Here is a 25,469-nt window from a genome sequence, read left to right as displayed (position 1 = left end):
AAAAATAAATCTAAAAATAAGCACATTATCGGTACTATCTTTGTTATCTACGTTTGTGGTTAATGCACAAACCACCCTTATTCATGCAGGAAAGGTACTTGTTGGCACTGAACAGAGTGTTAAAGAGCAGCAAACGCTGGTTATTGAAGGTAATAAAATTGCTGCAATAAAAGCAGGCTACTTAACAACACAGCAGTTAGGCCTCAGTGATGCAGATGTTTTTGATTTAAAAAATCAGATGGTCTTGCCGGGTCTAATTGATATGCACGTTCATGTTACCTTTGAGCGAGATGCAACGCGTAACCCACATCAATGGGTCACTGAATACGAAGCAGATTATGCACTACGTTCTTTAAAATACTTAAAACGCACGGTTAATGCGGGTTTTACCTCTGTGCGCGACCTAGGTAGCAGCTATCAAGTTATCTTCCCATTAAAACGAGCGGTTGAGCGTGGCGACATTGTTGGCCCGCGCATTTTTGCAGCAGGTGATATGATCACACCGACCGGCGGCCACGCTGACATGCATGGCTATCGCCGTGATATTACCAAAGCGACAGAGGGTGGGGGCTTAGGTGTGTGTGATGGTGCTGACGATTGTACTCGTGCGGTACGCGATGTAATTAAAAGTGGTGCCGATGTGATCAAAATTACGGCAACAGGGGGTGTTTTAAGTAATACAGCGGCCGGGGTTAATCAGCAATTTACTGATGAAGAGCTCAGTGCCATTGTTAACACTGCTCATCATTTAGGCCGAAAAGTCACCGCTCATGCTCATGGCACAGAAGGTATAAAAGCAGCTCTCAGAGCGGGTGTTGATTCAATCGAACATGGCTCTTTTTTAGATAAAGACACAGTTAAATTATTTAAAAAGCAAGACGCGTATTTAGTTCCAACCTTACTCGCTGGCGCGACAGTAAAAGAAGAAGTGCTAAATAACCCTAATATGCCAAAAGCTATTGCTGAGAAGGTTGAATTTGTGGCGCCAAAAATGGAAGAGTCGTTTAAATTAGCATTAAAAAACAAGGTTAAAATAGCCTTTGGTACAGATTCAGGCGTATCTAAGCATGGTGATAATGCTAAAGAGTTCGAGTTATTAGTTAAATATGGCATGACACCAAAACAAGCAATTAAATCAGCCACCGTTGAAGCTGCTAAACTATTAGGTCAAAGTGATAACCTCGGTGACTTGAGTGTTGGTAAACAAGCAGATATTATCAGCGTTAATATGAATGTGCTTGATAACATTAATGAACTTAGTCAGGTTCAGTTTGTTATGAAGGGCGGTAAAGTGCTCAAACAGTAAGGGTTACTATGGGCGGTAAAATTAAAGAGACGTTATTTAATCATTTAATTGATGCTGAGCGGCAGCTACTTGAGCCAGAAGTTCGGCAATCTGCTGAAGCGCTTGATGCATTACTTGATGATGATTTTATTGAAATAGCTGCTGATGGTACGTCTTTTAATAAGTTCCAAGTGTTAACCCGTCTGCCAACTGAGGTAGTACCGCAGTTTTATAATCAACACTTTAAAGGTCGAATGCTCAGTGATGATATTGCACAGCTGAGCTATCAAGCAGCCTTTAGACGTTCTGCGCGGTCAGAGTTTAATTACTCCATTCGTATGTCACTGTGGCGTTTTAATGGTAAACAATGGCAAATGGTGTTTCATCAAGGAACGCCTTGTGCTGTTTTTACAATTTCAATGGACGATGATTAAGTTTTAAAGAGTCCGTTATGCAAACCGATCCGGCGATTAGTCGCCTACTAATTTTAAGAAGCGCCGCAATCGCCGTACAATTTGTTGCTGTTATTGCGGTGTACTTTCTATTTGAATACCAAATCCCCTTACTGCCTTTACTTGCTGTTATTTGTGTTGAAGCAATCTTTCAGCTGCTAAGTATATTCGCTTATAGAAAAGTAACCAAAGCCAGACCAGCCGCTGTACTGATGCAGCTGACAGCCGATTTACTGTTTTTAACGATTTTGCTGTCATTAAGTGGCGGGGCTACCAATGCATTTGTGTCGTTATTACTGTTACCGATAATGATCGCTGCGGTCTCTGTTAATGCGAAAGGGCTTGCTTATACCGCAGTGCTGGCAATCGCCGCTTATAGCTTTTTACTGATAAATATGCCTGAGCACACTATGCACCAAATGCAGATGACGCATCATTTTATTGGTATGTGGATTAACTTTGTTATTAGCGCCATTGTTATTGCTTTTGTTATTGGTACATTAAACAGTACATTGAGAGCAAGAGAAGCCACCATTGCACGAACTCGTGAGCAACAATTAAGGCATGAGCAATTATTAACGCTTGATGGCGCTGCTGCACAAGTAACGCACCAACTTGCAACGCCTATCGCAAACTTACAGCTGTTATTTGAAGAACTGAAAGAACAACGAGCTGATGACCCCATTGTACAAGAAATGGCTAAGCCATTAGCCCAGTGTAAAGAACAGCTTGCTCATTTTAGGTCGCTTTCAAATGCCTTAAGGACCGGTCAAACACGGCAAGTGATCAGCGCTGAAACACTACAAAGCACCATTCAAGATGCGATGACACTGCATTTTCCAGAGCAAAACTTACAGTGGCTAAATAACGCCCCTGATTGTTCGATTTTAAGTGATGCCATGCTGTTACCGGCTATTTTAAACTTGCTGCAAAACGCCGTATCGGCGAATAACCATAATCAGCAATACTGCGTAGAAGCTAAGTGGCACATAGATCAGCAAACAGTTTCATTGTCGTTACGTGATTTCGGTCAAGGTTTTAGCGAACAACAAATGGCATCATTAGGTGGCCAACTCATGCCAAGTAACAATGGTATGGGGATGGCAGTTATGCTTTCGAATGTGACTTTAGAGCGCTTAAATGGCTCATTAACACTAAGCAATCACCCACAGCAAGGTGCAATTGCGATGGTTAGTTTAAAAATTGTATGAAACTTTTAATTATTGAAGACGATGAAAATCTTGCCAGCACACTGGCAAGGCGTTTTACAAAACAAGGCTTCACATGTTCACTTGCTCATAACGCTGAGCAAGCTTTACAGCATATAACCACTTTTGAGGCGAGCCATTTTCTGGTGGATTTAAAACTCGGGGATGATAACGGCCTTGCGCTAATTAAACCCTTAAGAGAACAATTTCCTTCAGCTCGTATTGTGTTACTCACTGGGTTTGCCAGTATTGCCAGTGCAGTCGAAGCCATACGATTAGGTGCTGACGACTATTTACCAAAACCTGTCGATTTTAATTCACTTTTAAAAACAATCTTGGGAGACGCCGAGGTAAACCTATCACTTGAAGAATCAAAGCCAAACAAAATTATGTCGCCAGAGCGCCTTGAGTGGGAGCATATCCAACATGTTTTGCACAGTAACGATGGTAATATTTCCGAAACTGCGCGCCAACTGAATATGCACAGAAGAACATTACAGCGTAAATTACAGAAAAAACCAGTTAAGCAGTAAAGTGATTATTAACGTAAGTAAAATAATTAGAAGGCGTAAATCAGTACAGGATTGAATTCTAAATAGGTACAAAATTACGTGTTTTAAATTTGCTGCATCGCTGATCCTTAACTAAAGTCATGTTAAACCTAATCGTTGTATGAGTCTGGTGTATGCATTTTTATCAACTTAACTTTTTCGCAATTTTTTTTGCAGGTCTTGCTTCATTCTTATTGGGAATTGTCTGGTATTCACCTTGGTTATTTAAGCGTATTTGGATGGAGAGCTGTGGTCTAACTGAGTTAGATTTGCAACAAATTAATCCATTTAAAGTTTTTGGTAGCAGTTTAATTTTATGCTGTTTGATCTCATTTAGCTTTTCATTATTTGTTGGGCCCAATGTTGCTGTTGGGGTAGCTGTTGGTACAGGTTTTATAATTGGTTTATGTTGGGTAAGCCTTGCTATAGGCATAGGCTACATATTCGAGCAGCGGCCGTTAAAACTGTTTTTGGTAAATTCAGGTTATGCTATTTTACAATTTTCATTAATTGGCTTGGTTTTGGGTCTCTGGTCATAGCGTGATAGCATGCACTTTTTGAAATAATGAATGGATTAATGGCAAAACCAAATAAAAAAGGGCCAACTAAAACGGTCGATATTTTTTGTTCACAATGTAAAACGCAGTTATTTAAATACCGTAAAGGTGGAAAAGGCGCGTTGGTTAAATGCTTTGTTGAACGGATTAGCCAAGATTTTACCAATGACACCGGTATTTGCCCTGACTGCCAACGCCCATTTGCCCGCCAGACCATGATCCGTGGTACTCCAGCTTTAAAAATAATCGGTGGTAAGGTGACACATAAATAGAATTAGAATACGGACATTTATCCTCGTTTCTTACTCATGCTCTGATACTATTGACCGGTTTGCTGTTTCAATGAATGAAAACAACCCTCCCCATGGATTGGGCCAGTTGTATGGGTATAAACATATGAACAAAATGGACTCACGCACGTGATAGCACTTTTATTTGATATTATTGGCATGACAGGCACATTCTTAGTGGTTGGTGCTTTCTTTTTACTACAACTGAATAAAGCATCGCCAACCGGCCTTGTGTATAACATGATGAACTTAACGGGCGCAATTCTGTTACTGATCAGTCTTTGTTATAACTTTAACCTTGCTAGTTTTGTTATTGAGATTTTCTGGATAGCGGCGTCACTTATTGGATTATATAAGTACATCAAAGCAAAGCGTACTGGAAATGTTGAAACAGCTTAATTAAGCTTGGCTCATTAAAACAGACGTTTTTAGAAACCCATTTACAGTTGAAAATGGGTTTTTTTGTCGCTATTTAAGAAAACTTTATAAACTAAAATTATAAAAACATTGCAAGCTTACCAATCTTTTGTATTAATAGTGTAAACATGGTGTTGCTTTTGCAACACGGGCTATAAGTACAGGTATCGCTTACCGTGGATCTTTTCAGATGTTCAGCACTTTTTACTATTGCAGTTGCCTCAACCTCGCCAGTGGTTGCAAACGCGGCTGAAGAGCAAGACTTATTCTCTTTAAGTTTTGAAGACTTACTTAATGTTCAAGTCGATATAGCAAGTAAAACCAACGAAACTTTATCATCAGTCCCTTCTACAATAAGTGTTTTTAGTCGTAAGCAAATTCAAGCATTAGGGGTTGATAACGCCTACGAAGTGATGAATTTTGTGCCTGGTATGCAATCAACTCGAGGTGATTGGGTAGGGGCGGTGCCTAAAGATCATGCTCGGGGCGTTTATCTAGATAGCGGTAATGTTTTGGTGATGATAAATGGTGAGCGAATAAATGAATCATCATTTGGTAAGGCTTCTGTTTATTTGCCTTACATACCTGTGGAAGTTATCGAAAAAATAGAGTTTATTCGCGGCCCTGGGTCAGCACTTTATGGCAGTAATGCATTTTTAGGTGTTATGAACATTGTTACGTCTAAAGAGCGAAATGCACTGCAATTTGTAGTTGGTAACAATGGCCGATACGGTGCAACAGGTCAGTTCAACAGGATATTTAGTGACAATACACGTATTTTTGCAAATTTCGCTTATGAACAAAAGGACGGTGAAAGTTATCCGCAGGGGGTCAAAGATCCACTTGAGGCAATTTATCTAGACGCAGGTATTGATTATAAAAAACTGCAATTACGTGCCCGTTACAACGAAACCTCTCTTGATGAATTTTTAAACCTCGCTGGATATTCTAAGCAAAACCAACATAACAGTGATAACACCTTTGTGGGAATTAAATACAACTGGATCAATAACGATAAGTTAAAGCTAGATTCTAGTTACTCATTCACAAAGCATAATATTTCAAGTGCAGGGTTAATCGCTACATTTGACGATATTCCAGACTTTCTCGTTGGCCCTGCGTGGCAAACAACTGACAGTAAATTCGAAACTGAGTTAAGTTATCAATTCGATAACCAATGGCAGCTTGCTGCGGGAATTGAATACTCAGAAGCTAAGCAAACTGAAGCAGGAGTTCGCACGTCTTATTATGATTTCGATTCAGAGCAAATAATTATCGACCCTGCCTTTGAACAGCAAGGGATCGTGTCTGTGATGGACTTTCCTGAGTTTTCGTCACTTAGGTTTACATTCGAAACCTTGAGTGCTTATGGGCAGCTAAAAATACCATACTCAGATGCACTTACTTTATTTATTGGCGCACGCTATGACGATGTGAAGGACATTGACAGTAAACTTTCTCCACGTCTTGCGGGTGTCTATAAAATAAATTCAGAGCATACTGTTAAGCTGCAATATGGTGAATCGTTTAGAACACCGGTTACCAATGAGCTGTTTTCAAATGATGATGTGACAATAGGTAACCCATCGCTTCGCTCTGAGTCGATTAAAACCACTGAGCTTGTTTGGCATTATAAAACCTCAGAGTTACAAGCTAATGCAGTGCTTTTTTATAATGAACTTAATGATTTTATAAATATTGAGCCAACATTATCAGATGATGCATTGTTTACCTTTACAAACTCATTCAACACCCAAAACAGTGGTATCGAGCTTGATAGCACTTGGCAATCAAGTAAAGATTTTTCGATTACAGGCACTTATACGCAATACTTTGAAGATCCAATCAATGCGAGCTTTAAGCGCTTTGCAAGCATAATCAGTAGTTATAACTTATCTGATTCATGGCAGGTGAGCTTAAACTTATTGTGGCGCGATACAGTTGAAGTAAGCTCAGATACAGGTGCTCACTTTAAACAATCTGCTTACAGCTTATTGGGTGGTAGTTTAAAATGGCAGTTAAACAACAACAGCCAACTAATGCTAAAAGCAGAAAATTTGTTAGGAAAAAAATACAACGCATTTGATCCTCGCATTGACAATGGCGCAGTCGCTGGTACAACTGAGGAATTATCGTTACACTACCAATTCAATTTCTAGTAGTCCTGTTCGTAAGGTTTGAATGTCGTCATTAAGTAAAAAATTTATTGCAGCAGGTGTATTGCTAATAATGCTGTTAATATTAGTTTTTTATCTCGGTAGAAGCCATGATTACGAACAAGCTCAGCATCAAAGTCAAACACAAGCTACTCAGCTAAGCCATTATATCGCAAGTGAATTAGCACGATTTAAAACCATACCTAGCTTAGTAAGTGCCAATGATTTGGTAAAATCATTTATTGTCGAAAAAGGTGCTGGTGGAGATGCGGTCAATGATTATCTTGAAGATATTCAACGAGCGAGTGGGGCTTCAGATGTTTACGTAATGGATTTGTCAGGCACTGTTTTAGCAAGTAGTAACTGGCAAGTTGACTATACTTTCTTAGGAAGTAATTTTGCTTTTCGGCCGTATTTTTATTTAGCCAAACAAGGTGAAAAAGTTGCTTATTTTGCTTTGGGTATGCGCTCTAGTGAGCGAGGCTTTTATTTTTCTGAGCCGTTATTTTATCAAGGCGAGGTGGTTGCGGTAGTGGCACTAAAAGTTAATGCCAAAAAATTTGAACAAGACCGCCAGCTACTCAATGCATCAGACACTTCACATTTCTACATTGCTCTTGAAGACAACGTTATTGTTATGTCTGATGTAGCTGATTGGCGTTTAAAGTCACTTAAGCCCCTTGATAATGAACAAATGGCTGCATTAGTTAAATCGCGCCGATATCTGTCACATAAACCCACTTTACTGCCCTATACCCATAAGCCTCTAAATGAACAAACCATACTGCAAAAAGTTTTATTAAACGGTAAGCAATCGCGCTTTATTAGTGCTGTTGAAAGCATTGATATCATTAACGCCAAAGCGAGTGTGTTGGTGGATGTGACGAATGTCGAGCTTGCACAAATCCCTAGGCTTCTTTGGTTTAGTGTGTTTTATGCTATTGCGGTAGTACTTATTCATACGGCAATGGTACGTTTTGCTGGTTATAAAAAGCTTTTGTTTTCTAGGCACAGTCTTGAGCAAGAGGTTATAGAGCGTACTCAGGCTCTCGAAAAGGCTCAAAAAGCGCTGATCCAAACAGCTAAACTTGCGACTATTGGTCAGTTAAGTGCAGGCATTAACCATGAAATCAATCAGCCATTAAGTGCCATGAATACCTACTTAGTGAGTGCAAAAAGGTTACTTATCAAAGGAAATATTGAGCAAGCCAGCGAAAATTTAGTCTTGGTGCAGTCGTTAATAGAGCGTGTACACAAAATTGTTGCACAGCTAAAGCATTTTAGTAAACCGGCACAAACTCAACTGAGACAGCAAAGCCTAGCGAGTATGTTAAAAAATGCTTTAATGATTGCAAGCGCACAGTTAAAGCAAGATGATATCGAAGTAAAAGCTGCAGATATTGATGCAAACATAACAGTATGGGTCGACAGCGTTAAGTTTGAGCAAGTCTTGGTTAACGTGATCACTAATGCCAGCCAAGCAATGAGTGAATCTGACAAACGCGAACTGAGCTTTGAGCTTGAACTGTTTGACGACCGAGTAAAGCTATCAATTCTCGATACTGGCCCGGGTATTGATCAACATGCATTAGGTAATATTTTTGAGCCATTTTATAGCACTAAAACCAGCAATGGTTTAGGCCTGGGCTTGTCTATTTCAAGGCAAATAATCGACTCATTTAATGGCCGCCTAACGGCCCATAATCGCCCTAAGGGCGGAGCACAATTTATTATAACTTTACAAACTAACAAGGAAACATCATGAGTGAAGTTGCAGCGACCTGTGATCAGGTAATCGTTATCGATGACGAAGCGGTGATCCGTGATTCATTGAAGCAGCTCCTTGAGATTGAAGGTTATCAAGTTCAGTGTTTTAGTGAGCCTACAGCGGCACTTTCAAAATTAAGTCGTCGCTTCGAAGGTATTGTACTAAGCGACATAAACATGCCAAAAATGGATGGCTTGGCATTTTTAGAGCAAGTTAAAGCCTTTGATAGCGAGCTACCCGTTATTTTTCTTACCGGCTTTGCTGATGTATCTGTAGCCGTTAAAGCCATGCAGCTTGGTGCTTATGATCTATTTGAAAAGCCGCTAACTGAGCAGTTATTAGACTGTATTGCGCGCGCTTCAGAAAAACGTGCTTTAGTGATGGAAAACCGAGCCTTAAAAATTGCTGTAGAGAAAACCTCTGCACCCGGTGTGCGTATTTTGGGTGAAACCGAACAAATGCAACAAATGATGCATTTACTTAATGCGGTAATCGATACGCCAGCAGATGTGCTAATAGAAGGTGAAACAGGCACGGGTAAAGAGTTAGTTGCTCGCTATTTACACGATCAAAGTAATCGTTCAGCGGCTAATTTTGTTGCTATAAACTGCGGCGCAATACCTGAGCAACTTATTGAAAGTGAGCTTTTTGGTGCAGCCAGTGGTGCATACACAGGGGCGACACAATCTCGCCAAGGTAAGTTTGAATTTGCCAAAGGCGGCACTGTCTTTTTAGATGAAATAGAGTCTACGCCTGCGAGTTTACAAGTAAAGTTGTTGAGGGTGCTTGAAGAGCGCAAAGTAACCCCTGTAGGCGACAACCACGCCATTGATTTAGATGTACGTATAGTTGCTGCTACCAAAGTTGACTTAATGACACTAGTCGAAGCAGGGGAGTTTAGAGCCGATTTATATTACCGCTTAAACTTAGTGAAAGTGAGCATCCCGGCATTACGCGATAGAAAAGCTGATATTCCACTGCTTTTTAAACACTTCAGCTCGATAGCGGCGACACGTTTTCATAAGCCGCCTGCGCCATTGAGTAGTGAAGCTAAACAACGACTCCTTGCTTATGACTGGCCGGGTAATGTGCGAGAACTAAGAAATCAGGCCGAACGTGCGGTATTGCTAGGTTCTGATCTGGCTTTTGCTTCTTATAGCGACACAAATAATCAAAATGAACTTGCTCAGGATTTAAGTCTTGCCGAAAAGATTAGTTTTTATGAGCAATCACTTATCGAAGAAGCGCTCGAGCGTAATAACGGCAGCATAAAAGAGACTATGGCTACATTACAAATTGCTCGTAAAACCCTTTACGACAAGATGACCAAGTACGGTATTAATCGCGAAATGTTCAAAGACTAAGCAACTCTCTCACATTAAACTCTTCACAATGGGTGGAACTGGTGACAGCACACTTTTAAAAATGTGTGGATATCCACCCATAAAAAACAGCCTCTTTTACGTCAGCAAAGTTAATTTACTGTTATTTAAAAGCTTTTTTGAAATTATCTAAGTTGGCAACCAACTTGCCTTAATAGTTAGGAACAACAATTTGAACCTAATAAGGGGCGCATAATGACAACAATATTCACTCATACAAAAACACGCGTAGCAGCGGCTGTGATTTTAGCGAGCACAGCTGGCTCAGCAATGGCAGCAGACTACGCGGTATACGGTAAAGCAGAAGTTCAAATAGCAAACACAGATACAGGCGTTATGCGCTATGCAGATGAAGGTACGCAAATCGAAGCACCTTTTTCTCGTATTGGTATTAAAGGTAGTCACAAACTAACTGAGTCACTTAAAGCAGTATTCAAATACGAAGTACAAGTAAAAGGCTTTGAGCATGATGATACAAATGAGCCATTTTCAGCTCGTAATACTTACTTAGGTCTTGCAGGCGATTTTGGTGAAGTGGTTGTCGGTCGTAACGACACGCGTTTTAAATATTCAGAAGGTAAAGTAGACGGCTTTAACGAAACCCAAGCTGATATCGCTCAGTTGATCCCGGGTCAAGACCGTATCGGCGATACCATTACTTACAGCTCAAAAACGTATGGTGGTGCATCACTTGCGCTAACTTATGCACCAAAAGATGACAGTAGCAACGATGAAGATGGTTTTGCGGCAACGGTTATTTATGGTGACCGTGCATTAAAATCTAAAGACTACTATGTCGCTATCAGTCATGTTGATGCGCTGAACAAGTTAACAGCAAGTCGTGTGGTTGCCGCATGGAAACATGAAAACCTACAGTTAGCGGGTTTATTCCAGCGTAGCGAATCTACCGATGGTACGAAAGAAGGCAATGGCTATGCAATTAGTGCAAGCTATGCAATCGATAAATGGGTACCTAAACTGCAATACGTTAAAGACGACTCAAAGATTCGCCATGCTGAAGAAGGTAAACAATGGACAGCAGGTGTTGACTATGTGTTCGATAAACAAACCACTGCTTACTTATTCTATACTGATTTAGATTTAGAACTTGAATCAGATAACAGCGTTGCACTTGGCCTTAAATACAAGTTCTAAGGAGTCGGTATGTCATTAGTAAATCAAACAAAAGATGGCTCACAGCCACGCCCATTAATGAGCACAGTGATGTTACTGCTAGGCCCATTAGTGATGTTATTAACTTGCTTAATTGATCCACCAGCGGGTATGAGTGTATCTGCATTACGTACTGCAGGCCTTGCATTTTGGATGGCTTCTTGGTGGGTAAGCGAAGTTGTGCCAATTCCTGCTACGTCTTTATTGCCACTGGTTATATCACCTCTTGCTGGCATTGCAGCAATCAAAGGGGTCGCGTCACCTTATGCACACCCTTTGATCTTTTTATTCTTAGGCGGCTTTTTGATCTCAATCGCGATGGAGCGTTGGGGTTTACACAAGCGTATTGCACTTAATACCATGCTTCGTGCTGGTACTAAGCCAAGCCTACAAATTTTAGCCATGATGTTAGTAACGGCATTTTTATCAATGTGGATGTCAAATACAGCGACTGCTGTGATGATGTTACCGATTGCAATGTCGATTACTATGTTGGTTAAACAGTCTAACCCAGATAATGACCAATTTGGTAAAGCATTGTTATTATCAATTGCCTATGGTGCTAGCATCGGTGGTATCGCAACCTTAATCGGTACGCCACCAAACGCATTAATGGCTGCATACCTATCAGATAGCTACAAGATTGATATTGGCTTTGCTGAGTGGATGAAAGTAGGTGTACCACTTGCGACAGTTATGCTTATTTTATGCTGGGTGTGGTTAACTAAGTTTGCTTATAAAGTTGATACACAATGTGCAAAAAGTGCAAGCAAAGACACTAAATCTTTATTCTTGTCACAGTTACAAGAGTTAGGAGCTATGCAGCGCGCTGAAAAAGGCGTAGCTGTTGTATTTGCTTTAGCTGCAGTATGCTGGATTTTTAGACCTATGATTGCTGATTTCTCTGGCCTTAAAATTTCTGATACGGGCATAGCGATTGCTGCAGCATTGATGTTATTTGTGTTACCAGCAAATAAAGGCGATGGTGAACGAATCCTTGATTGGGAAAGTGCAGCTAAAGTGCCGTGGGGCGTGTTGCTACTATTCGGTGGCGGTTTAACACTAGCTGCACAAATCAAGTCGTCTGGCCTTGCTGAATATATTGCCCATATGATCGAGGGCGCAAGCGCTATTCCGTTAGTTTTAAGTGTTTTAGCGGTAACGGCTCTTATTACATTCTTAACAGAAATAACCAGTAACACAGCCACAGCTGCAGGTTTCTTACCACTATTAGGCCCAGTTGCTGAGTCAGTATTTGGTACACCGCTTGTGTGGGTCATTCCTGCTGCAATTGCATGTAGCTGTGCGTTTATGATGCCAGTCGCGACACCACCAAACGCGATTGTGTTTGGATCAGGGCAAATTCAAATGCGCGATATGATCCGTTCTGGGTTCGCACTTAACTTAATAGCTATTGCCATGATCACCTTAGTAACAATGACTTTAGCAGCGAGTGTATTTGCTTTTTAAATGTAAAAATTAATGAATACAGAACAATAGTTTCAACTCTTACCAACCACTCACAGCGCTCTTTATGGGCGCTGTTTTTATTTGCTCTCGATTTTATTCATCGTTATAGTTGTTTAAACCTTTTTGATGAGTACTCGTTTTGGTCGATCTAGATTCACAATTACAAGAACAATATTATCAGCTGAACGATGCATTTTTAGCTGAACCTTACTTACCAATAGATATTAGAATAAAGCTTCTAAAACGCGTCAAAGCAGCGCTTATTGAGAACGAACAGGCTTTAGTGAATGCTTCAAGTAAAGATTTTGGATACCGTACAGCTTTCGATACTGTACTAGGCGATATTTTCCCAACAGTTAAAACAATCAGTGATGTGATTAAGCGTTTGCCAAAGTGGGCAAGAAATGAATCTCGTGGTGTTGGACTTAGTTTATGGCCTTCGTCTGCACATATCAGTTATCAGCCGAAAGGGGTTGTAGGCATCATTGCCCCATGGAATTATCCAATTCAACTTGCGTTAGTTCCTGCCATAACCGCATTAGCCGCAGGCAATCGCGTAATGCTAAAGTTAAGCGAATATACACCTCACACTAACGCAGTTATAAAAACGATTTTGGCTGATGAATTGAAAGAGCATTGTATCGTGATTGAAGGCGAAGCAGAACTTGCTGCAAAATTTTGCCAACTTCCTTTTGCTCATATGCTGTTTACTGGTTCAACCGCTGTCGGCCGTAAAGTAATGCAAAGTGCTAGTAAAAACCTTACCCCAGTGACGTTAGAGCTAGGTGGTAAATCGCCAGTAATTGTTCTTGATGATGCAAATATCAAAGAAGCAGCGAAAACAATTTTATTTGGTAAATTGAACAATGCAGGGCAAATTTGTGTTGCTCCTGATTACGTATTTGTTCCAAAGCGCCTTGAACATCAGTTGGTAATGCAGCTTTGTGATATTTACCGAAAACATTTTAAACAAGGTGTTGAAGGTAAAAACCTAACTTCAATTATCTCCGAGAGTCAATACCAGCGATTAGCTGCTTATTTAGTTGACGCAAAAGACAAAGGCGCGCAAGTATTTGAGCCGATAGAAGGTCATCAAGTTGATGAACTAAAACACCGTATGGGCTTGCACATTTTAACGCAAGTGAATGATGATATGCGCGTCATGCAAGACGAGATCTTTGGCCCCTTACTGCCCATTATCGGTTATGAGTCATTGCAGCAGGTGATTGATACGATCAATGGTGACTCATTACCTCTTGCTTTGTATATTTTGGGGCACGATAAAGAGAAAATCAGTAAATTAAGCACATCAATCAGAAGCGGTACATTAGCAATTAATGATGTATTGATGCAGGTAACAGCAGATCAGCTACCGTTTGGTGGTATTGGTGAGTCAGGGATGGGGCACTATCATGGCATTGAAGGTTTTAAAACCTTTAGCCATGCACGAAATACCTTGGTATCCGGTAAGTTTAACCCTCGCACTAGCTTATTGCTAAAACAAAATAAGTTGCTGATCAAACTATTAAAATGGCTGTACTTGCGCCCTTAAGCGCAAGTACGAAGTTTATTTATAGACGACCGTCAGGTGCGTATAAACCAGCCTGTATTTTTGCATAAATGGCATCTGCTTTTTCTTTAGCAGCTTCAATTTCTGCAGGCATCATACTTCGCTCATCAAGCTTACGGCTATGGCTTGCATCCATGTTGCCGTTGTATTCAGCAATGGTATTCCAAATGTATGATTTTTCGAGATTTTTAGGAACTCCCAACCCTTCGTAATACATTAAAGCCATGTTGAATTGCGCAAGAGTAAAGTTATTTGCAGCCGCCTTTTGGTACCAACTAAGCGCGGTACGGTAATCTTGAATTACCCCTTCGCCATTGGCATACATAACCCCTAAATTAAACTGTGCCGCTGGATGGTTTTTTTGTGACGCCATTTCATACAATGAAATGGCTTTTTCTTTATCAAGTTTGACACCTTTACCTTCTTGATAAAGTACACCCAATGCGAACATTGAATCAGCATGCACTTTCTTTACTGCTTTTTCGTACAACTCTGCTGCTTTACGATAGTCTCGTTGCACACCAAAGCCACCTTCGTACATTTTAGCAAGCTCATACATTGCAGGGGCATAACCTCTGTCTGCAAGGTAATTAAATTCATGAAGCGCTTCTTCAAAACGTCCTTCATTTGCCGCTAATTGGGCATCTTCAAGACTGGCATTTGCTAAAGGTGACAAGATTAACGTGCTAGCGAGCAATAGTGATTTAAAATTAGGCTTGATCATAGTCTGCCTCCAAATGTGTGTTAGGTATCAATAACAAAGCATTGAGCTATTGATAAAATGCCTTGCCAAACAGCCTCAGAGCAAAACATCACTTTTAGTTTAGCCCCAACAGCTGCAAATGCCCAATTTATAGACAGCGGCAAGCTTTGCAATTAACAAGTAGGCTTAAGATACAGATTTTCCAGAAAAATTAAAGAAATAAAAAAAGCCCTTAGCGGGCTTTTTCGTGTCATATCTACCGTCACCGATATGAGCAATGTAGCAAGTAAAGTGTAACGTTTTATGTCTATGTTTGGGTCGAGGAAACAGATGACAATCAAGAGTTACATCTTGAACTAACTTGGTAAAACAGCATCAAAACCTTTAACAGTATGATGTTGCTGTGAGAATAGTCTAGCGAACCAAGTTGTTGATAACGATTATTACTTAGGTTTAACCGTTCGTCAATACTCAAATGATAATTAATTTCATTTAATTTGGTTGCTGAATTTTTGTTCTTAGTGGTAAGTTTACTTTGTTTTGAAATAGGATTTGAAAAAACTACAATGAAAAAGCTATCAAAGTATCTAATAGTATTTAGTTTATTGTTTACAGCAGCAGGGTGTTCTCCGAGCTTTACTTACAATAATTTAGGTTGGTTATCAGGGTTTTGGATTGATGATTATGTTGACCTTAACAGTGACCAGGCTGATAAATTTGAGCATATTGTCAAAGCCAGCCGAGATTGGCATCGAGAAACACAACTCCCCTTATATAAACGCGACCTTGAAAATTTAAAGACCATGTTAGATAAGCAAGTTGACCATAACGAGCTTAAAGCACACTTTGTACAAGCGAAGCAGCACTGGCAAACATTGATTAATAAAATTGAGCCTGAACTTATCGCTTTAGCGAATTCACTTTCTTATAAGCAGCGCGTAGAGTTTGTTGCTGCACTGCAAGAAAACATTAATGATGAGTACAAAGAACACGAAGAAAGATCGCCTGAGCAACATAAAAAAGAACGTTTAGAAGAAAACCTTGAAAACTATAAAGAGTGGTTCGGTAGCAAACTCACTGCGCAGCAAAAAACACTCATAGAGAGTTCATCAAATTCTCGAGTCAGTACATTTTTAATGTGGATGCAGTACAAACAAAGGCGTTTAGATGCATTAAAAACGTTATTTATGCAAAAGCAAAAACCAACAGACTTTGATAGCCAGTTGGCAGTCATCATTAATAATCGCTTAGCTTTTATGAGCGACGAGTTAATTGCAGCCGATGATAAAAATCTCGATAACTACGTTAATTTGTTAGTGGAACTAAAACCTACATTAACCGATAAACAGCGTCGTAACGTTCGCGATGAGTTTGATGAGTTAATCGAAGAGGTAAGTGACTTGATTGATGATTAATGGGCTAGATGTGTTTGCACGTGATATGAAATCGATGGCAGCTAGCAGCTTATGTTTTGAAAATAAAAGTTAGTAAGTATCAGTTTTTCAAGATTTTATGTTAATAAACGTAGTTTAATGAGGGTTCGCTTAATAATTTGTTCCTAATTTTTTAATTTGGAGTTAAAATCTAGTCACTAGAATAATAACGAGAAACTGAATGGATATTGGTGCGCTAAGAGGCACTCAAGCTTTACGTAATAACGTTCTTAAATGGATGGGCTTTTGTCTAGGTGTTTTAGCGGGCGTGTTCGCGGTTTTTAATCTATTTATAAATGACTTTGTTGTTCTAGGTGCGTTAGAAGTCGTTTTTGCTTCGTTTTGTTTTTATATCTTTTTCTATACCCGAAAACGTAATGCTCAGCTCTGGCAATCACTTACTCTGTGTTTGTTTTTAAGTTTACTCATTACATTAGGTACTTACTTAAGCAGTATTAAGAGTTTACTTTTTATCTGGACATGTTCATTGCCTGTATTGTTCTATCTATTACTTGGTAAGCAATATGGGCAAGTGTTGTCTTTGATGGTTGCACTATTACAAGCACTGATTTTATTTAGTAAATCAAGTCTTGAACCTCTCAATAGTGTTAATTTTTTACTCAATTTTTCATTTACATATATCTGTATTTGGGCAGTATCTCACACCTTTGAAAATAGTCGTGCTGAATATGGACAGCGACTTGAAAACTTAGCCTTGCTCGACCCTTTGACTGGCGCGGGGAACCGCTTGGCAATGACCCATTATTTTGAAGTTGAATTAAAAAACAAAAATGGCTTGTTTATCTTAATGCTCGACCTTGATTATTTTAAGAATATTAATGATCAGTATGGCCATGATGTTGGCGATCGCATTTTGATTGAAGTAACCAGTTTCTTTAGGCAACGCATTAGTAAAGGCTATGTATTTCGTATTGGCGGTGAGGAGTTTGCTATCTTCTTACCCAGTAGTGACCCAAGAAGTGCTTATGAATTCGCAGATATGCTGCGCGAGCACTTATCAACCACTATCCACAATATTGATGAGCAAGTAATTAATCTGACCATTAGTATTGGTGTTGCTTGCTACATGCCAAATCAAACCCTGAAAAACTTTATTAAACGTGCTGACGATGCGCTATACCAAGCAAAGCAGCAAGGACGAAATAAAGTTGTAACAGCTTATGAGTTGAGCCAAGAGTCAATTGAGCATAATAAAGCGAGTTAGCGTTTATAAATTTAGCTTTTGTACATGGTGTCGAAATCAGGGATGTTTGCCTCCCAAATAGGAATATCTTTGCCTATGTATTCACGCATAGCATCAAAGAATAAACGCGTTCTTACTGGTAAGTCTCTGTGTGGGTAAACAGCATACACCGCGCTGTAATCGAGTAATTCCATATCGGTTAAAATGGGTACGAGATCGCCTCGCTTAACTTCATCGTCAAGAATAAATGCCGGCGCCAAAACATACGCATTGCCTGAAATAGCTTTCATTAAAAGTACTTCTGCATCGTTCGCACGAAAGACGCTTTTAATATTTTGCTCAATAATATCGCCATCGGCATTACGATAACGAATTCCGCTGATGCGTTTACTTGGGCTTGAATAGCTAGCAGCGGGTAGCTCTTTTAAATCTTCAACCTGTTTTGGCATACCGTAAGTTTCAATAAATTCCGGTGAAGCCAACAGCAACATACGGTTGCGGGCAATTTTACGGGCAATAAATGACGAGTCTTTTGGTTCGCCAACACGAAAAGCTAAATCATAGCCTTCTGATACTAAATCAATCAGCCTGTCGTCTAAACGAAGTTCCACCTCAACTTGCGGAAAGCGTTTTTGAAAGTCGTTAATGACTGGTTGAATATAGCGTTTACCAATAATACTTGATGAGGTAATTTTTAACGTACCACGGGGTTCTTGGTGGTAATTTTCAGCAAGTCTGACGGTATCTGATAACAAATCTCTCAGTTCAGCTGCTTTTTTTACCATTTCAGCACCAGCGGCAGTCAACGAAAAAGAACGTGTAGTACGATTTAGTAAACGAACACCTAATTCATCTTCGAGGCGGCTAATTTGTTTTGAAATAACTGAGCGATCTATATTTCTAGATTCGGCGGCTTTGGCAAATGAGCCTCGTTCAATTACTTCAAGCAACATTAATAAGCGGCTGGTGGTATCCATAGCAGTTCCTTAAATTCTATTGGTGCAATTCTGGCATTAATGAATTTAAAAATCTATCATTTTTATCCACTAATTAGTTGCGTAACATTGTCTCCTATCTAAATACAGGAGAGTCGTTATGAACAAATCTATTCTTGCAGTGGCAGTGACCATTGCGAGCTTAACGTTGGCAGGATGTGGTAGCGAAGCTAGCCAATCAGCGCAACAGCAACAATTACAACCTATCGATGTAGCGCAAGTACTTGTAAAGCCAGTACAAAATTGGCACACCTACACAACGCGTTTAGAGGCACCGCAAGAGGTTGCACTTATGCCGCGTGTTTCAGGTGTGATCGATAAAATTAACTTTAAAGAAGGTGACAGTGTTAAAGAAGGTGATTTGCTTTTCACCCTTGATGCACGCCCTTTTGCAGCAGTAGTAGATAGCTTAAAAGCGCAGATAGAGAGCGCCAAGGCCGCATTAGAGCAGGCTAAAAGTGAAGCAAAACGTGCAGAGCGCTTAACTGAGCGTAAAGCAATTTCAACGGAGCAAGCGGAGTCTCGTAAATCAACGCTAAGACAACGCGAAGCGCAATTGCTAGCGCTACAGGCTGAACTTACGGCCGCAGAGCTTGATTTAGAATTTACTCAAGTGCGTTCACCCATTGATGGCGTTGTATCGCGTGCGAATATTACCAAAGGTAATAACGTGCTTGCTGGTCAAAGCGTGTTAACAAGCATTGTTTCAAACCAGCAAATGTATGCTTATTTTGATATTGATGAGCGTACATGGAATCAATCTTTTACTGATGTGACAGCGCAAAGTGAACAAGCGGTTGTGATGCAAAAAGTGGGTCAAACCAGCTTTAACTACAATGGCAAAATCAACTTCATTGATAACCAAATTAATGAAACTACCGGCACTCTTCGTGTGCGTGCGGTGTTCGAAAACGATGAACAACAATTACGTGCGGGCTCATTTGCACGTATTAAGCTTGCTGCCAATAAAGTAAGTGAAAAAGTCATTGTGCCTGAGCGTGCAATTGGGACTGATTTAAAGAATCGCTTTGTACTCACTGTGGGTGAAGGCAATGTTCTTGAATACAAATTAGTAACGGTGGGTGAGCGTTACGGCAGTTTACGTGCGATTACATCAGGACTAAACGAAAACGATGTGATTGCTGTGAATGGCCCGGCGCGTGTTGGCCCTGGTATGCCAATTTCACCAAACACAGTCACAATCAATAGTGACGGAATTGCATTTACTCTTTCAAATAATCACTCAGATTTGGTTGCTAAACAGTAGGTCAAAATGAAATTTTCACACTTTTTTATCCAGCGACCCATCTTCGCAGCGATGCTGTCGCTTATATTTCTCATTGCAGGGGCAATTTCGCTATTTCAATTGCCAGTGAGTGAGTACCCTGAGGTTGTACCGCCAACGGTTGTAGTTACAGCAAATTACCCGGGTGCTAACCCAACGGTGATTGCCGAAACAGTGGCAACGCCACTTGAGCAAGAAATCAATGGTACAGAAAACATGTTGTATATGTTTTCACAAGCAACCAGTGATGGCCGCATGACTTTAACAGTTACTTTTGCATTAGGTACTGATTTAGACCGTGCACAAGTTCAAGTGCAAAATCGTGTTAACAGTGCGCTTCCACGCTTACCGCAAGAAGTTCAGCGTTTAGGTGTTGTAGCCGAAAAATCATCACCTGATTTAACCATGGTGGTGCATTTGTATTCGCCTGAAAAAACGCATGATACGACTTACTTAGCGAACTATGCTGATTTGTATATCAAAGACCAAATTGCGCGCTTAGGCGGTGTGGGTGATGTGCAAATGTTTGGTGGTGGTCAATATTCAATGCGTGTTTGGCTTAACCCTGATGCACTCTCTGCTCGCGATTTAACAGCAATGGACGTAGTAAATGCATTACGCGCTCAGAACCAACAGGTTGCTGCGGGTAGTTTAGGTGCGCAACCTACCTCGAAAAGTAATCAATTTCAAATTCTGATGAATGTAAAAGGGCGCTTAAGCTCACAAGAAGAATTTGAAAATGTGATCATCAAAGTAGGTGAGCAAGGTCAGCTTACACGCCTAAGTGATGTAGCACGCCTTGAATTAGGCCAAAACACCTATGCATTAAGAGCGATGTTAGATGGTCAACCTGCACTTGCAATGCCGATTTTCCAGCGCCCAGGTTCAAATGCGATTGAGCTTTCTGATCAAGTGCGTGAAACCATGAAAGTATTATCAAAAGACTTTCCGGCAGGTGTTGAATACGACATTGTTTATGACCCAACTGTATTCGTACGCGGTTCAATTGATGCTGTTATTAAAACGCTACTAGAAGCAATCGCATTAGTTGTAATCGTTGTTGTGGTGTTCTTACAAACTTGGCGTGCATCAGTAATCCCACTGATTGCAGTACCGGTATCTTTAATTGGTACGTTTGCGGTTATGCAATGGTTGGGGGTTTCGATTAATACCTTATCGCTATTTGGTTTGGTTCTTGCCATTGGTATTGTTGTTGATGATGCCATTGTTGTGGTTGAGAACGTAGAGCGTAATATCGAGCAGGGTTTATCACCACTTGAAGCAACCCGTGTTGCAATGACAGAAGTAACAGGGCCAATTATCGCCATTGCACTTGTATTGTGTGCGGTATTTATTCCAACGGCATTTATTACGGGTTTATCTGGTCAATTTTATAAGCAATTTGCTTTAACCATTACTATTTCGACGGTTATCTCTGCGTTTAACTCGTTAACACTATCGCCTGCGTTATCGGCGTTACTATTAAAAGGTCATGATGCAAAACCAGATCGTTTAACTAAACTATTAAACCGTGTATTTGGTAACTGGTTATTTAAACCTTTTAACCGCTTATTTGATAAAGGCGCCAATGGCTACGAAAAGCTGGTACAAAAGCTAATTCGTATGAGTGTGATTGTATTAGTTGCTTATGTTGCACTTGTTGGTGGCACAGTAAAATTGTTTGACGCAGTACCAGGTGGTTTTATCCCACAGCAAGATAAGCAATATTTAGTGGCTGTTGCACAGTTGCCTGATGCGGCAAGTTTAGACAGAACCCAAGAAGTCGTGCAAGAAATGGAAAAAATTGCATTACAAGTACCGGGTGTTGCAAACACAGTATCGTTTCCTGGTTTATCGGTGAATGGTTTCACAAATAGCCCTAATAGCGGCATTGTATTTACACCGCTTGCCCCTTTTGAAGAGCGTCAAGATCCGAGCATGTCGGCAATGGCGATTGCGGCTCAGTTAAATCAAAAGTTTGCTAGTATTGATGAAGCATTTGTTGCGGTATTCCCGCCACCGCCAATTCAAGGTTTAGGTACAACGGGTGGCTTTAAACTGCAAATTGAAGACCGTGCAAACAAAGGCTTTGAAGCACTCTTTAACAGCTTACAAGCAACTATTGCGAAAGCGCAGCAAGACCCAGCATTAATGGGACTTTATTCAAGCTTTAGAATTCAAGTACCGCAAATGGATATCGACATTGACCGTGAGCAAGCGCTGATCCAAGGTATCCCACTTGATGAAGTATTCAATGCCTTACAAGTGTACTTAGGTTCTGTGTATGTGAATGACTTTAACTTGTTTGGTCGTACATATCAGGTTAATGCGCAAGCTGATGCTGACTACCGCCAAGATCCTGAGCAAATCTTGAATCTTAAAGTACGTAACCGCATGGGTGAAATGGTGCCATTAGGCTCTGTATTAACGGTCACACCAACAACAGGCCCAGATCGTGTAATGCACTACAATGGTTACCCTACAGCTGAATTAAATGGTAGCCCAGCACCAGGTTATAGCTCTGATCAAGCGCAACATGCTATTGAAGCAATCCTTGCCGATACATTACCAAATGGTATTGAGTTTGAGTGGACAGAAGTAACTTATCAGCAAATATTAGCGGGTAATACCATGGTGTATGTTTTCCCACTTGTTGTATTGCTTGTGTTTATGGTACTTGCAGCGCAATACGAGAGCTTAAGATTACCACTGGCTATTATTCTGATTGTACCTATGACGATTTTCTCCGCCTTATTAGGTGTGTGGTTTGTTGGTGATGACAACAACATCTTTACGCAAATCGCATTAATCGTACTGGTTGCACTGGCAAGTAAAAATGCCATCTTGATGGTAGAGTTTGCACGAGATCAGCATAAAACGGGGTTGTCTCACCTTGAAGCCATTATTAAAGCGTGTCGCTTACGACTTCGCCCAATTTTAATGACATCAATTGCCTTTACGGCAGGCGTTGTACCTCTTGTTTTAGCCACAGGGGCAGGTGCAGAGATGCGTCATGCCATGGGTAACGCAGTGTTCTCAGGCATGATTGGTGTAACTGTGTTTGGCTTATTGTTCACCCCGGTGTTTTATATGTTAGTTACTAAAAAATCGCAGAAGGAGCAACACGATGCATAAGCCTCTTCATGGAATCTTTAAACACGGCAAACTAGTCAGTGCGATGCTGTTAGCTGGAGCACTGGCTGGCTGCGCACAAAGCGTTGATATGCAAGAGCAGCAAGTGAGCCTGACACAATTTGTTAGCGATACACAAATTGGTGAACAAAACGAAGGTGCAAGCGAGAATAATTGGTGGCGCCGTTTAGATTCGCCGCAGTTAAACAATTTAGTGACTGATGCATTAGCAATGAATCACGACCTAAAAACCAGTCAACTTCAGCTTGATGCAGCCATTGCCCGTTTAGGTGCAGCCCGCGCGGATTATTATCCGCAGGGCAGCCTAAGTGTGGGCGCAGAGCGCAGCAGCTTAGATGGCGCAATTACGCGCCAATCAAACGCAGGTGTGAACGTAAATTGGCAGCTTGATTTGTTTGGTCGTATTACCGCACTTGTTGATGCAGCTAATGCGGGCGCGCTAAACCAAGCCGAGCAGTTAAGAGCATTACAGGTTGAAGTGGTTTCTGCCGTGGTGCAAGGCTATGTCAGCTATCAAGGTAATGTACAAAAGCAAGCGATTATTGAAATGCAAATCGAGGCGCTCGAGCAAAGTATTGATGTGCTTAAAGCGCGAGTAGAAGAAGGGGTTGCGAATGAGCTTGATCTTAACCGTACTCTTGCGCAGTTAAAGCAGCAACAAGCGCTTATTCCTGAGCTTAGTTACTTGCAATATCGCGACCTCGCAACCCTTGCGGTGCTAACAGGGCGACTTGCCAGTGACATAACTTTGATAGAAGAGCCTGAGTTACTCAGTCACGAATTTAGCGTATCGTTTACTAAAGCCAGTGAAGCAATGGCACTGAGACCAGATATCACCAGTGCTTTATATCAGTTTAGTCAGGCTTATTCGCTAAGTGTTGCCGCCTCAAAAGCATTAATGCCAGATATTAGTCTGGCAGGGTTTGCAGGTGTGGTGAGCTTAACCAGCAATGGCTTAGAAGATACCGTGCAACAATGGCAAGTAACCCCAAAAGTTGAATGGTCATTACTCAGCTATCCTGCATTATTAGCGCAGCGTGATGCACAGCAATTTTTAAGTGAAGCCGCTTACAGTGACTATCAAAGTAAAGTATTAAAAGCCATTAGCGATAGTGAACTTACTTTACAAAGACTAGTCAAACAGCAGCAACAGTTAAGTTATGCTGATCAACGTTTTAATTATGCCAATAAAGCATTTGGTCAGGCACAAGCAATGTACCAAGAAGGACAAATTCCTTACTTAGAGTTGTTAGATGCGAGACAGGATGTTTTAATAGCGCAAGAGAACGCTGTTGATTCAACAATTGCTTCATTACAGGCCAAAGTAAGTGCTTATCAAGCATTTAATGGTCGTTGGAGCTTTGAACTAAACAACCTTTAACCCAGAGTATTCAATGTCACATATTCAACAAACTACAGATCTTCCGTCAACAATGCGCGCGCTTGCACTGCTTGAGCCAAATGACGCGATTGCGTTATCTGAGCTTTCTGTGCCAGTACCGAGCCCTGAAGGCAATGAGCTTTTGGTTAAAGTTGAATATGTAGGCTTAAATCATGGTGATGCCAACTTTGCAAAACAAGGTTTTTGTAAATGGCATTACCCTCATGTATTAGGCCATGATGCTGTTGGGGTGGTTGTTCAGGCAAATAAAGGTGTATTCCCAGGTGTGGGCGCGCGTGTTGTATGGCACGCCAGTCTTGGTGACCAAGGTGTGTTATCTGAATACACAACGGTACCAAACTATGCGGTTTCGGTTGTGCCAGATAACGTATCACCGGCAGATGCTGCAACCTTACCTTGTTCAGGTATGACGGCATTAATTGCTCTTGATAAGTTGCAGCTAAGCGAAGGGGATTCACTGTTTATTGATGCAGGTGCGGGCGGTGTTGGCCAATTCGCTATTCAATTTGCTAAGCAACGTGGTGCCACCGTGTTTACCACTGCCAGCAAACACAATCATAAGTTACTTAAGCAATTAGGTGCTGATGTGGTGTTTGATTACAAAGACCCAAAACTTGAAGATAAAATTCGCCGTGAATTAGGTCCACAAGGCTTTGACGCGGTGCTTGATTGTATTGGTGGCGATACCACCATTCGTAATGTTGAGCTAATGCGCTTTTGTGGCCGTATTGCCTGTTTAAATGAATTACCTAAATTTGAACAAGAACTTATGTTTAGGCGCGCACCAAATATTGGCATTGTATCCTTAGGCGGAGCGTGGCTTGCAAATAGCTTATGTGCGCAGCAAAAGCTGAGCTTTATGGGTAACTTATTACTCGATAATGCAGCCCGTGGCGAGATCAAACTGCCACAAATTCATGCCGTTGATTTTATCGCAGAGGCTGTTTCAGCAGCTTTAAATAAACAACTTGCTGGTGGCTTTACCGGTAAACAAGTTGTGCAAGTAAGCGGCTAA

General features: G+C 40.8%; 21 protein-coding genes. 19 read left to right on the top strand and 2 right to left on the bottom strand.

Going from position 1 to position 25,469, the window contains the following annotated elements; all coding sequences use genetic code 11:
- Window positions 1-4: 4 nt before the first annotated feature.
- From CWC02_RS07490 to CWC02_RS07430, 13 genes are all read left to right on the top strand, one after another.
- Window positions 5-1,306: a metal-dependent hydrolase family protein gene (locus tag CWC02_RS07490; protein ID WP_327077882.1), complete on the top strand. Its 1,302-nt coding sequence runs from the start codon at window positions 5-7 to the stop codon at window positions 1,304-1,306.
- Window positions 1,307-1,314: 8 nt separating this feature from the next.
- Window positions 1,315-1,719 carry a nuclear transport factor 2 family protein gene (locus CWC02_RS07485; RefSeq protein WP_054552122.1) on the top strand — a complete coding sequence of 135 codons (405 nt, stop codon included), beginning with the start codon at window positions 1,315-1,317 and terminating at the stop codon, window positions 1,717-1,719.
- 17 nt (window positions 1,720-1,736) lie between these two features.
- On the top strand, window positions 1,737-2,948 hold the full coding sequence (locus tag CWC02_RS07480) for a sensor histidine kinase (RefSeq protein ID WP_138617392.1): 1,212 nt from the start codon (window positions 1,737-1,739) through the stop codon (window positions 2,946-2,948).
- A complete protein-coding gene (locus CWC02_RS07475) occupies window positions 2,945-3,478 on the top strand; it encodes a response regulator transcription factor (protein ID WP_054552124.1) in 534 nt (177 codons plus the stop codon). The genes CWC02_RS07480 and CWC02_RS07475 overlap by 4 nt, the downstream gene beginning before the upstream one ends.
- A gap of 152 nt (window positions 3,479-3,630) precedes the next feature.
- A complete protein-coding gene (locus CWC02_RS07470) occupies window positions 3,631-4,035 on the top strand; it encodes a DUF1761 domain-containing protein (RefSeq protein ID WP_054552125.1) in 405 nt (134 codons plus the stop codon).
- A 38-nt stretch (window positions 4,036-4,073) separates the two neighbouring features.
- Window positions 4,074-4,325: a hypothetical protein gene (locus CWC02_RS07465; RefSeq protein WP_054552126.1), complete on the top strand. Its 252-nt coding sequence runs from the start codon at window positions 4,074-4,076 to the stop codon at window positions 4,323-4,325.
- A 147-nt stretch (window positions 4,326-4,472) separates the two neighbouring features.
- Window positions 4,473-4,742, top strand: coding sequence for a CBU_0592 family membrane protein (locus tag CWC02_RS07460; RefSeq protein WP_054552127.1), 270 nt, complete (start codon window positions 4,473-4,475; stop codon window positions 4,740-4,742).
- A gap of 194 nt (window positions 4,743-4,936) precedes the next feature.
- Window positions 4,937-6,919, top strand: coding sequence for a TonB-dependent receptor plug domain-containing protein (locus CWC02_RS07455; protein WP_138617390.1), 1,983 nt, complete (start codon window positions 4,937-4,939; stop codon window positions 6,917-6,919).
- 22 nt (window positions 6,920-6,941) lie between these two features.
- A complete protein-coding gene (locus CWC02_RS07450) occupies window positions 6,942-8,681 on the top strand; it encodes a sensor histidine kinase (RefSeq protein ID WP_138617388.1) in 1,740 nt (579 codons plus the stop codon).
- On the top strand, window positions 8,678-10,048 hold the full coding sequence (locus CWC02_RS07445) for a sigma-54-dependent transcriptional regulator (RefSeq protein WP_138599843.1): 1,371 nt from the start codon (window positions 8,678-8,680) through the stop codon (window positions 10,046-10,048). The genes CWC02_RS07450 and CWC02_RS07445 overlap by 4 nt, the downstream gene beginning before the upstream one ends.
- 213 nt (window positions 10,049-10,261) lie before the next feature.
- Entirely contained in the window at window positions 10,262-11,221 is a 960-nt protein-coding gene (locus CWC02_RS07440) for a porin (protein WP_138617386.1), read from the top strand.
- Window positions 11,222-11,278: 57 nt separating this feature from the next.
- Entirely contained in the window at window positions 11,279-12,709 is a 1,431-nt protein-coding gene (locus CWC02_RS07435) for an SLC13 family permease (protein WP_249364084.1), read from the top strand.
- A 139-nt stretch (window positions 12,710-12,848) separates the two neighbouring features.
- On the top strand, window positions 12,849-14,261 hold the full coding sequence (locus CWC02_RS07430; protein WP_138617382.1) for a coniferyl aldehyde dehydrogenase: 1,413 nt from the start codon (window positions 12,849-12,851) through the stop codon (window positions 14,259-14,261).
- A 19-nt stretch (window positions 14,262-14,280) separates the two neighbouring features.
- On the opposite strand, the gene CWC02_RS07425 is transcribed toward CWC02_RS07430, so the two are convergent.
- Complete coding sequence (locus CWC02_RS07425) at window positions 14,281-15,003, bottom strand: tetratricopeptide repeat protein (protein WP_054552133.1); 723 nt, start codon at window positions 15,001-15,003, stop codon at window positions 14,281-14,283.
- A 545-nt stretch (window positions 15,004-15,548) separates the two neighbouring features.
- Here CWC02_RS07425 and CWC02_RS07420 point away from each other — a divergent pair.
- Together CWC02_RS07420 and CWC02_RS07415 are read left to right on the top strand one after the other, a co-directional pair.
- On the top strand, window positions 15,549-16,397 hold the full coding sequence (locus tag CWC02_RS07420) for a DUF6279 family lipoprotein (RefSeq protein ID WP_138617380.1): 849 nt from the start codon (window positions 15,549-15,551) through the stop codon (window positions 16,395-16,397).
- 199 nt (window positions 16,398-16,596) lie between these two features.
- Window positions 16,597-17,640 (top strand): GGDEF domain-containing protein, encoded by a 1,044-nt coding sequence (locus CWC02_RS07415; RefSeq protein ID WP_054552135.1) that lies wholly within the window; start codon window positions 16,597-16,599, stop codon window positions 17,638-17,640.
- A gap of 11 nt (window positions 17,641-17,651) precedes the next feature.
- Here the strand turns inward: CWC02_RS07415 and CWC02_RS07410 are convergent, their stop codons facing one another.
- Complete coding sequence (locus CWC02_RS07410; protein WP_054552136.1) at window positions 17,652-18,596, bottom strand: LysR family transcriptional regulator; 945 nt, start codon at window positions 18,594-18,596, stop codon at window positions 17,652-17,654.
- A gap of 118 nt (window positions 18,597-18,714) precedes the next feature.
- Here CWC02_RS07410 and CWC02_RS07405 point away from each other — a divergent pair, with 118 nt between their 5' ends.
- From CWC02_RS07405 to CWC02_RS07390, 4 genes are read left to right on the top strand one after another with little or no spacing between them, the layout of a single operon-like run.
- Window positions 18,715-19,881: an efflux RND transporter periplasmic adaptor subunit gene (locus CWC02_RS07405; RefSeq protein WP_054552137.1), complete on the top strand. Its 1,167-nt coding sequence runs from the start codon at window positions 18,715-18,717 to the stop codon at window positions 19,879-19,881.
- Window positions 19,882-19,887: 6 nt separating this feature from the next.
- Window positions 19,888-23,034 carry an efflux RND transporter permease subunit gene (locus tag CWC02_RS07400; protein WP_054552138.1) on the top strand — a complete coding sequence of 1,049 codons (3,147 nt, stop codon included), beginning with the start codon at window positions 19,888-19,890 and terminating at the stop codon, window positions 23,032-23,034.
- Window positions 23,027-24,433, top strand: a complete 1,407-nt coding sequence (locus CWC02_RS07395; protein WP_138617378.1) for a TolC family protein — start codon at window positions 23,027-23,029, stop codon at window positions 24,431-24,433. Before CWC02_RS07400 ends, CWC02_RS07395 begins: the two co-directional genes overlap by 8 nt.
- A gap of 13 nt (window positions 24,434-24,446) precedes the next feature.
- On the top strand, window positions 24,447-25,469 hold the full coding sequence (locus tag CWC02_RS07390; RefSeq protein WP_138617376.1) for a zinc-binding dehydrogenase: 1,023 nt from the start codon (window positions 24,447-24,449) through the stop codon (window positions 25,467-25,469).

The sequence above is a fragment of the Pseudoalteromonas sp. S2721 genome (genome assembly GCF_005887425.1).
In the GTDB taxonomy this organism is placed as follows: Bacteria; Pseudomonadota; Gammaproteobacteria; order Enterobacterales; family Alteromonadaceae; genus Pseudoalteromonas; species Pseudoalteromonas simplex.
This window is presented reverse-complemented; position numbering and strand designations above follow the sequence as displayed.

What these genes read in the sequence shown, in the direction of transcription:
- CWC02_RS07415 (WP_054552135.1), top strand. Translation starts at nt 16,597, where the DNA reads ATGGATATTGGTGCGCTAAGAGGCACTCAAGCTTTACGTAATAACGTT.
- CWC02_RS07450 (WP_138617388.1), top strand. Translation starts at nt 6,942, where the DNA reads ATGTCGTCATTAAGTAAAAAATTTATTGCAGCAGGTGTATTGCTAATA.
- CWC02_RS07410 (WP_054552136.1), bottom strand. Translation starts at nt 18,596, where the DNA reads ATGGATACCACCAGCCGCTTATTAATGTTGCTTGAAGTAATTGAACGA.
- CWC02_RS07445 (WP_138599843.1), top strand. Translation starts at nt 8,678, where the DNA reads ATGAGTGAAGTTGCAGCGACCTGTGATCAGGTAATCGTTATCGATGAC.
- CWC02_RS07395 (WP_138617378.1), top strand. Translation starts at nt 23,027, where the DNA reads ATGCATAAGCCTCTTCATGGAATCTTTAAACACGGCAAACTAGTCAGT.
- CWC02_RS07475 (WP_054552124.1), top strand. Translation starts at nt 2,945, where the DNA reads ATGAAACTTTTAATTATTGAAGACGATGAAAATCTTGCCAGCACACTG.
- CWC02_RS07390 (WP_138617376.1), top strand. Translation starts at nt 24,447, where the DNA reads ATGTCACATATTCAACAAACTACAGATCTTCCGTCAACAATGCGCGCG.
- CWC02_RS07440 (WP_138617386.1), top strand. Translation starts at nt 10,262, where the DNA reads ATGACAACAATATTCACTCATACAAAAACACGCGTAGCAGCGGCTGTG.
- CWC02_RS07435 (WP_249364084.1), top strand. Translation starts at nt 11,279, where the DNA reads ATGAGCACAGTGATGTTACTGCTAGGCCCATTAGTGATGTTATTAACT.
- CWC02_RS07465 (WP_054552126.1), top strand. Translation starts at nt 4,074, where the DNA reads ATGGCAAAACCAAATAAAAAAGGGCCAACTAAAACGGTCGATATTTTT.
- CWC02_RS07470 (WP_054552125.1), top strand. Translation starts at nt 3,631, where the DNA reads ATGCATTTTTATCAACTTAACTTTTTCGCAATTTTTTTTGCAGGTCTT.
- CWC02_RS07480 (WP_138617392.1), top strand. Translation starts at nt 1,737, where the DNA reads ATGCAAACCGATCCGGCGATTAGTCGCCTACTAATTTTAAGAAGCGCC.
- CWC02_RS07405 (WP_054552137.1), top strand. Translation starts at nt 18,715, where the DNA reads ATGAACAAATCTATTCTTGCAGTGGCAGTGACCATTGCGAGCTTAACG.
- CWC02_RS07425 (WP_054552133.1), bottom strand. Translation starts at nt 15,003, where the DNA reads ATGATCAAGCCTAATTTTAAATCACTATTGCTCGCTAGCACGTTAATC.
- CWC02_RS07485 (WP_054552122.1), top strand. Translation starts at nt 1,315, where the DNA reads ATGGGCGGTAAAATTAAAGAGACGTTATTTAATCATTTAATTGATGCT.
- CWC02_RS07400 (WP_054552138.1), top strand. Translation starts at nt 19,888, where the DNA reads ATGAAATTTTCACACTTTTTTATCCAGCGACCCATCTTCGCAGCGATG.
- CWC02_RS07420 (WP_138617380.1), top strand. Translation starts at nt 15,549, where the DNA reads ATGAAAAAGCTATCAAAGTATCTAATAGTATTTAGTTTATTGTTTACA.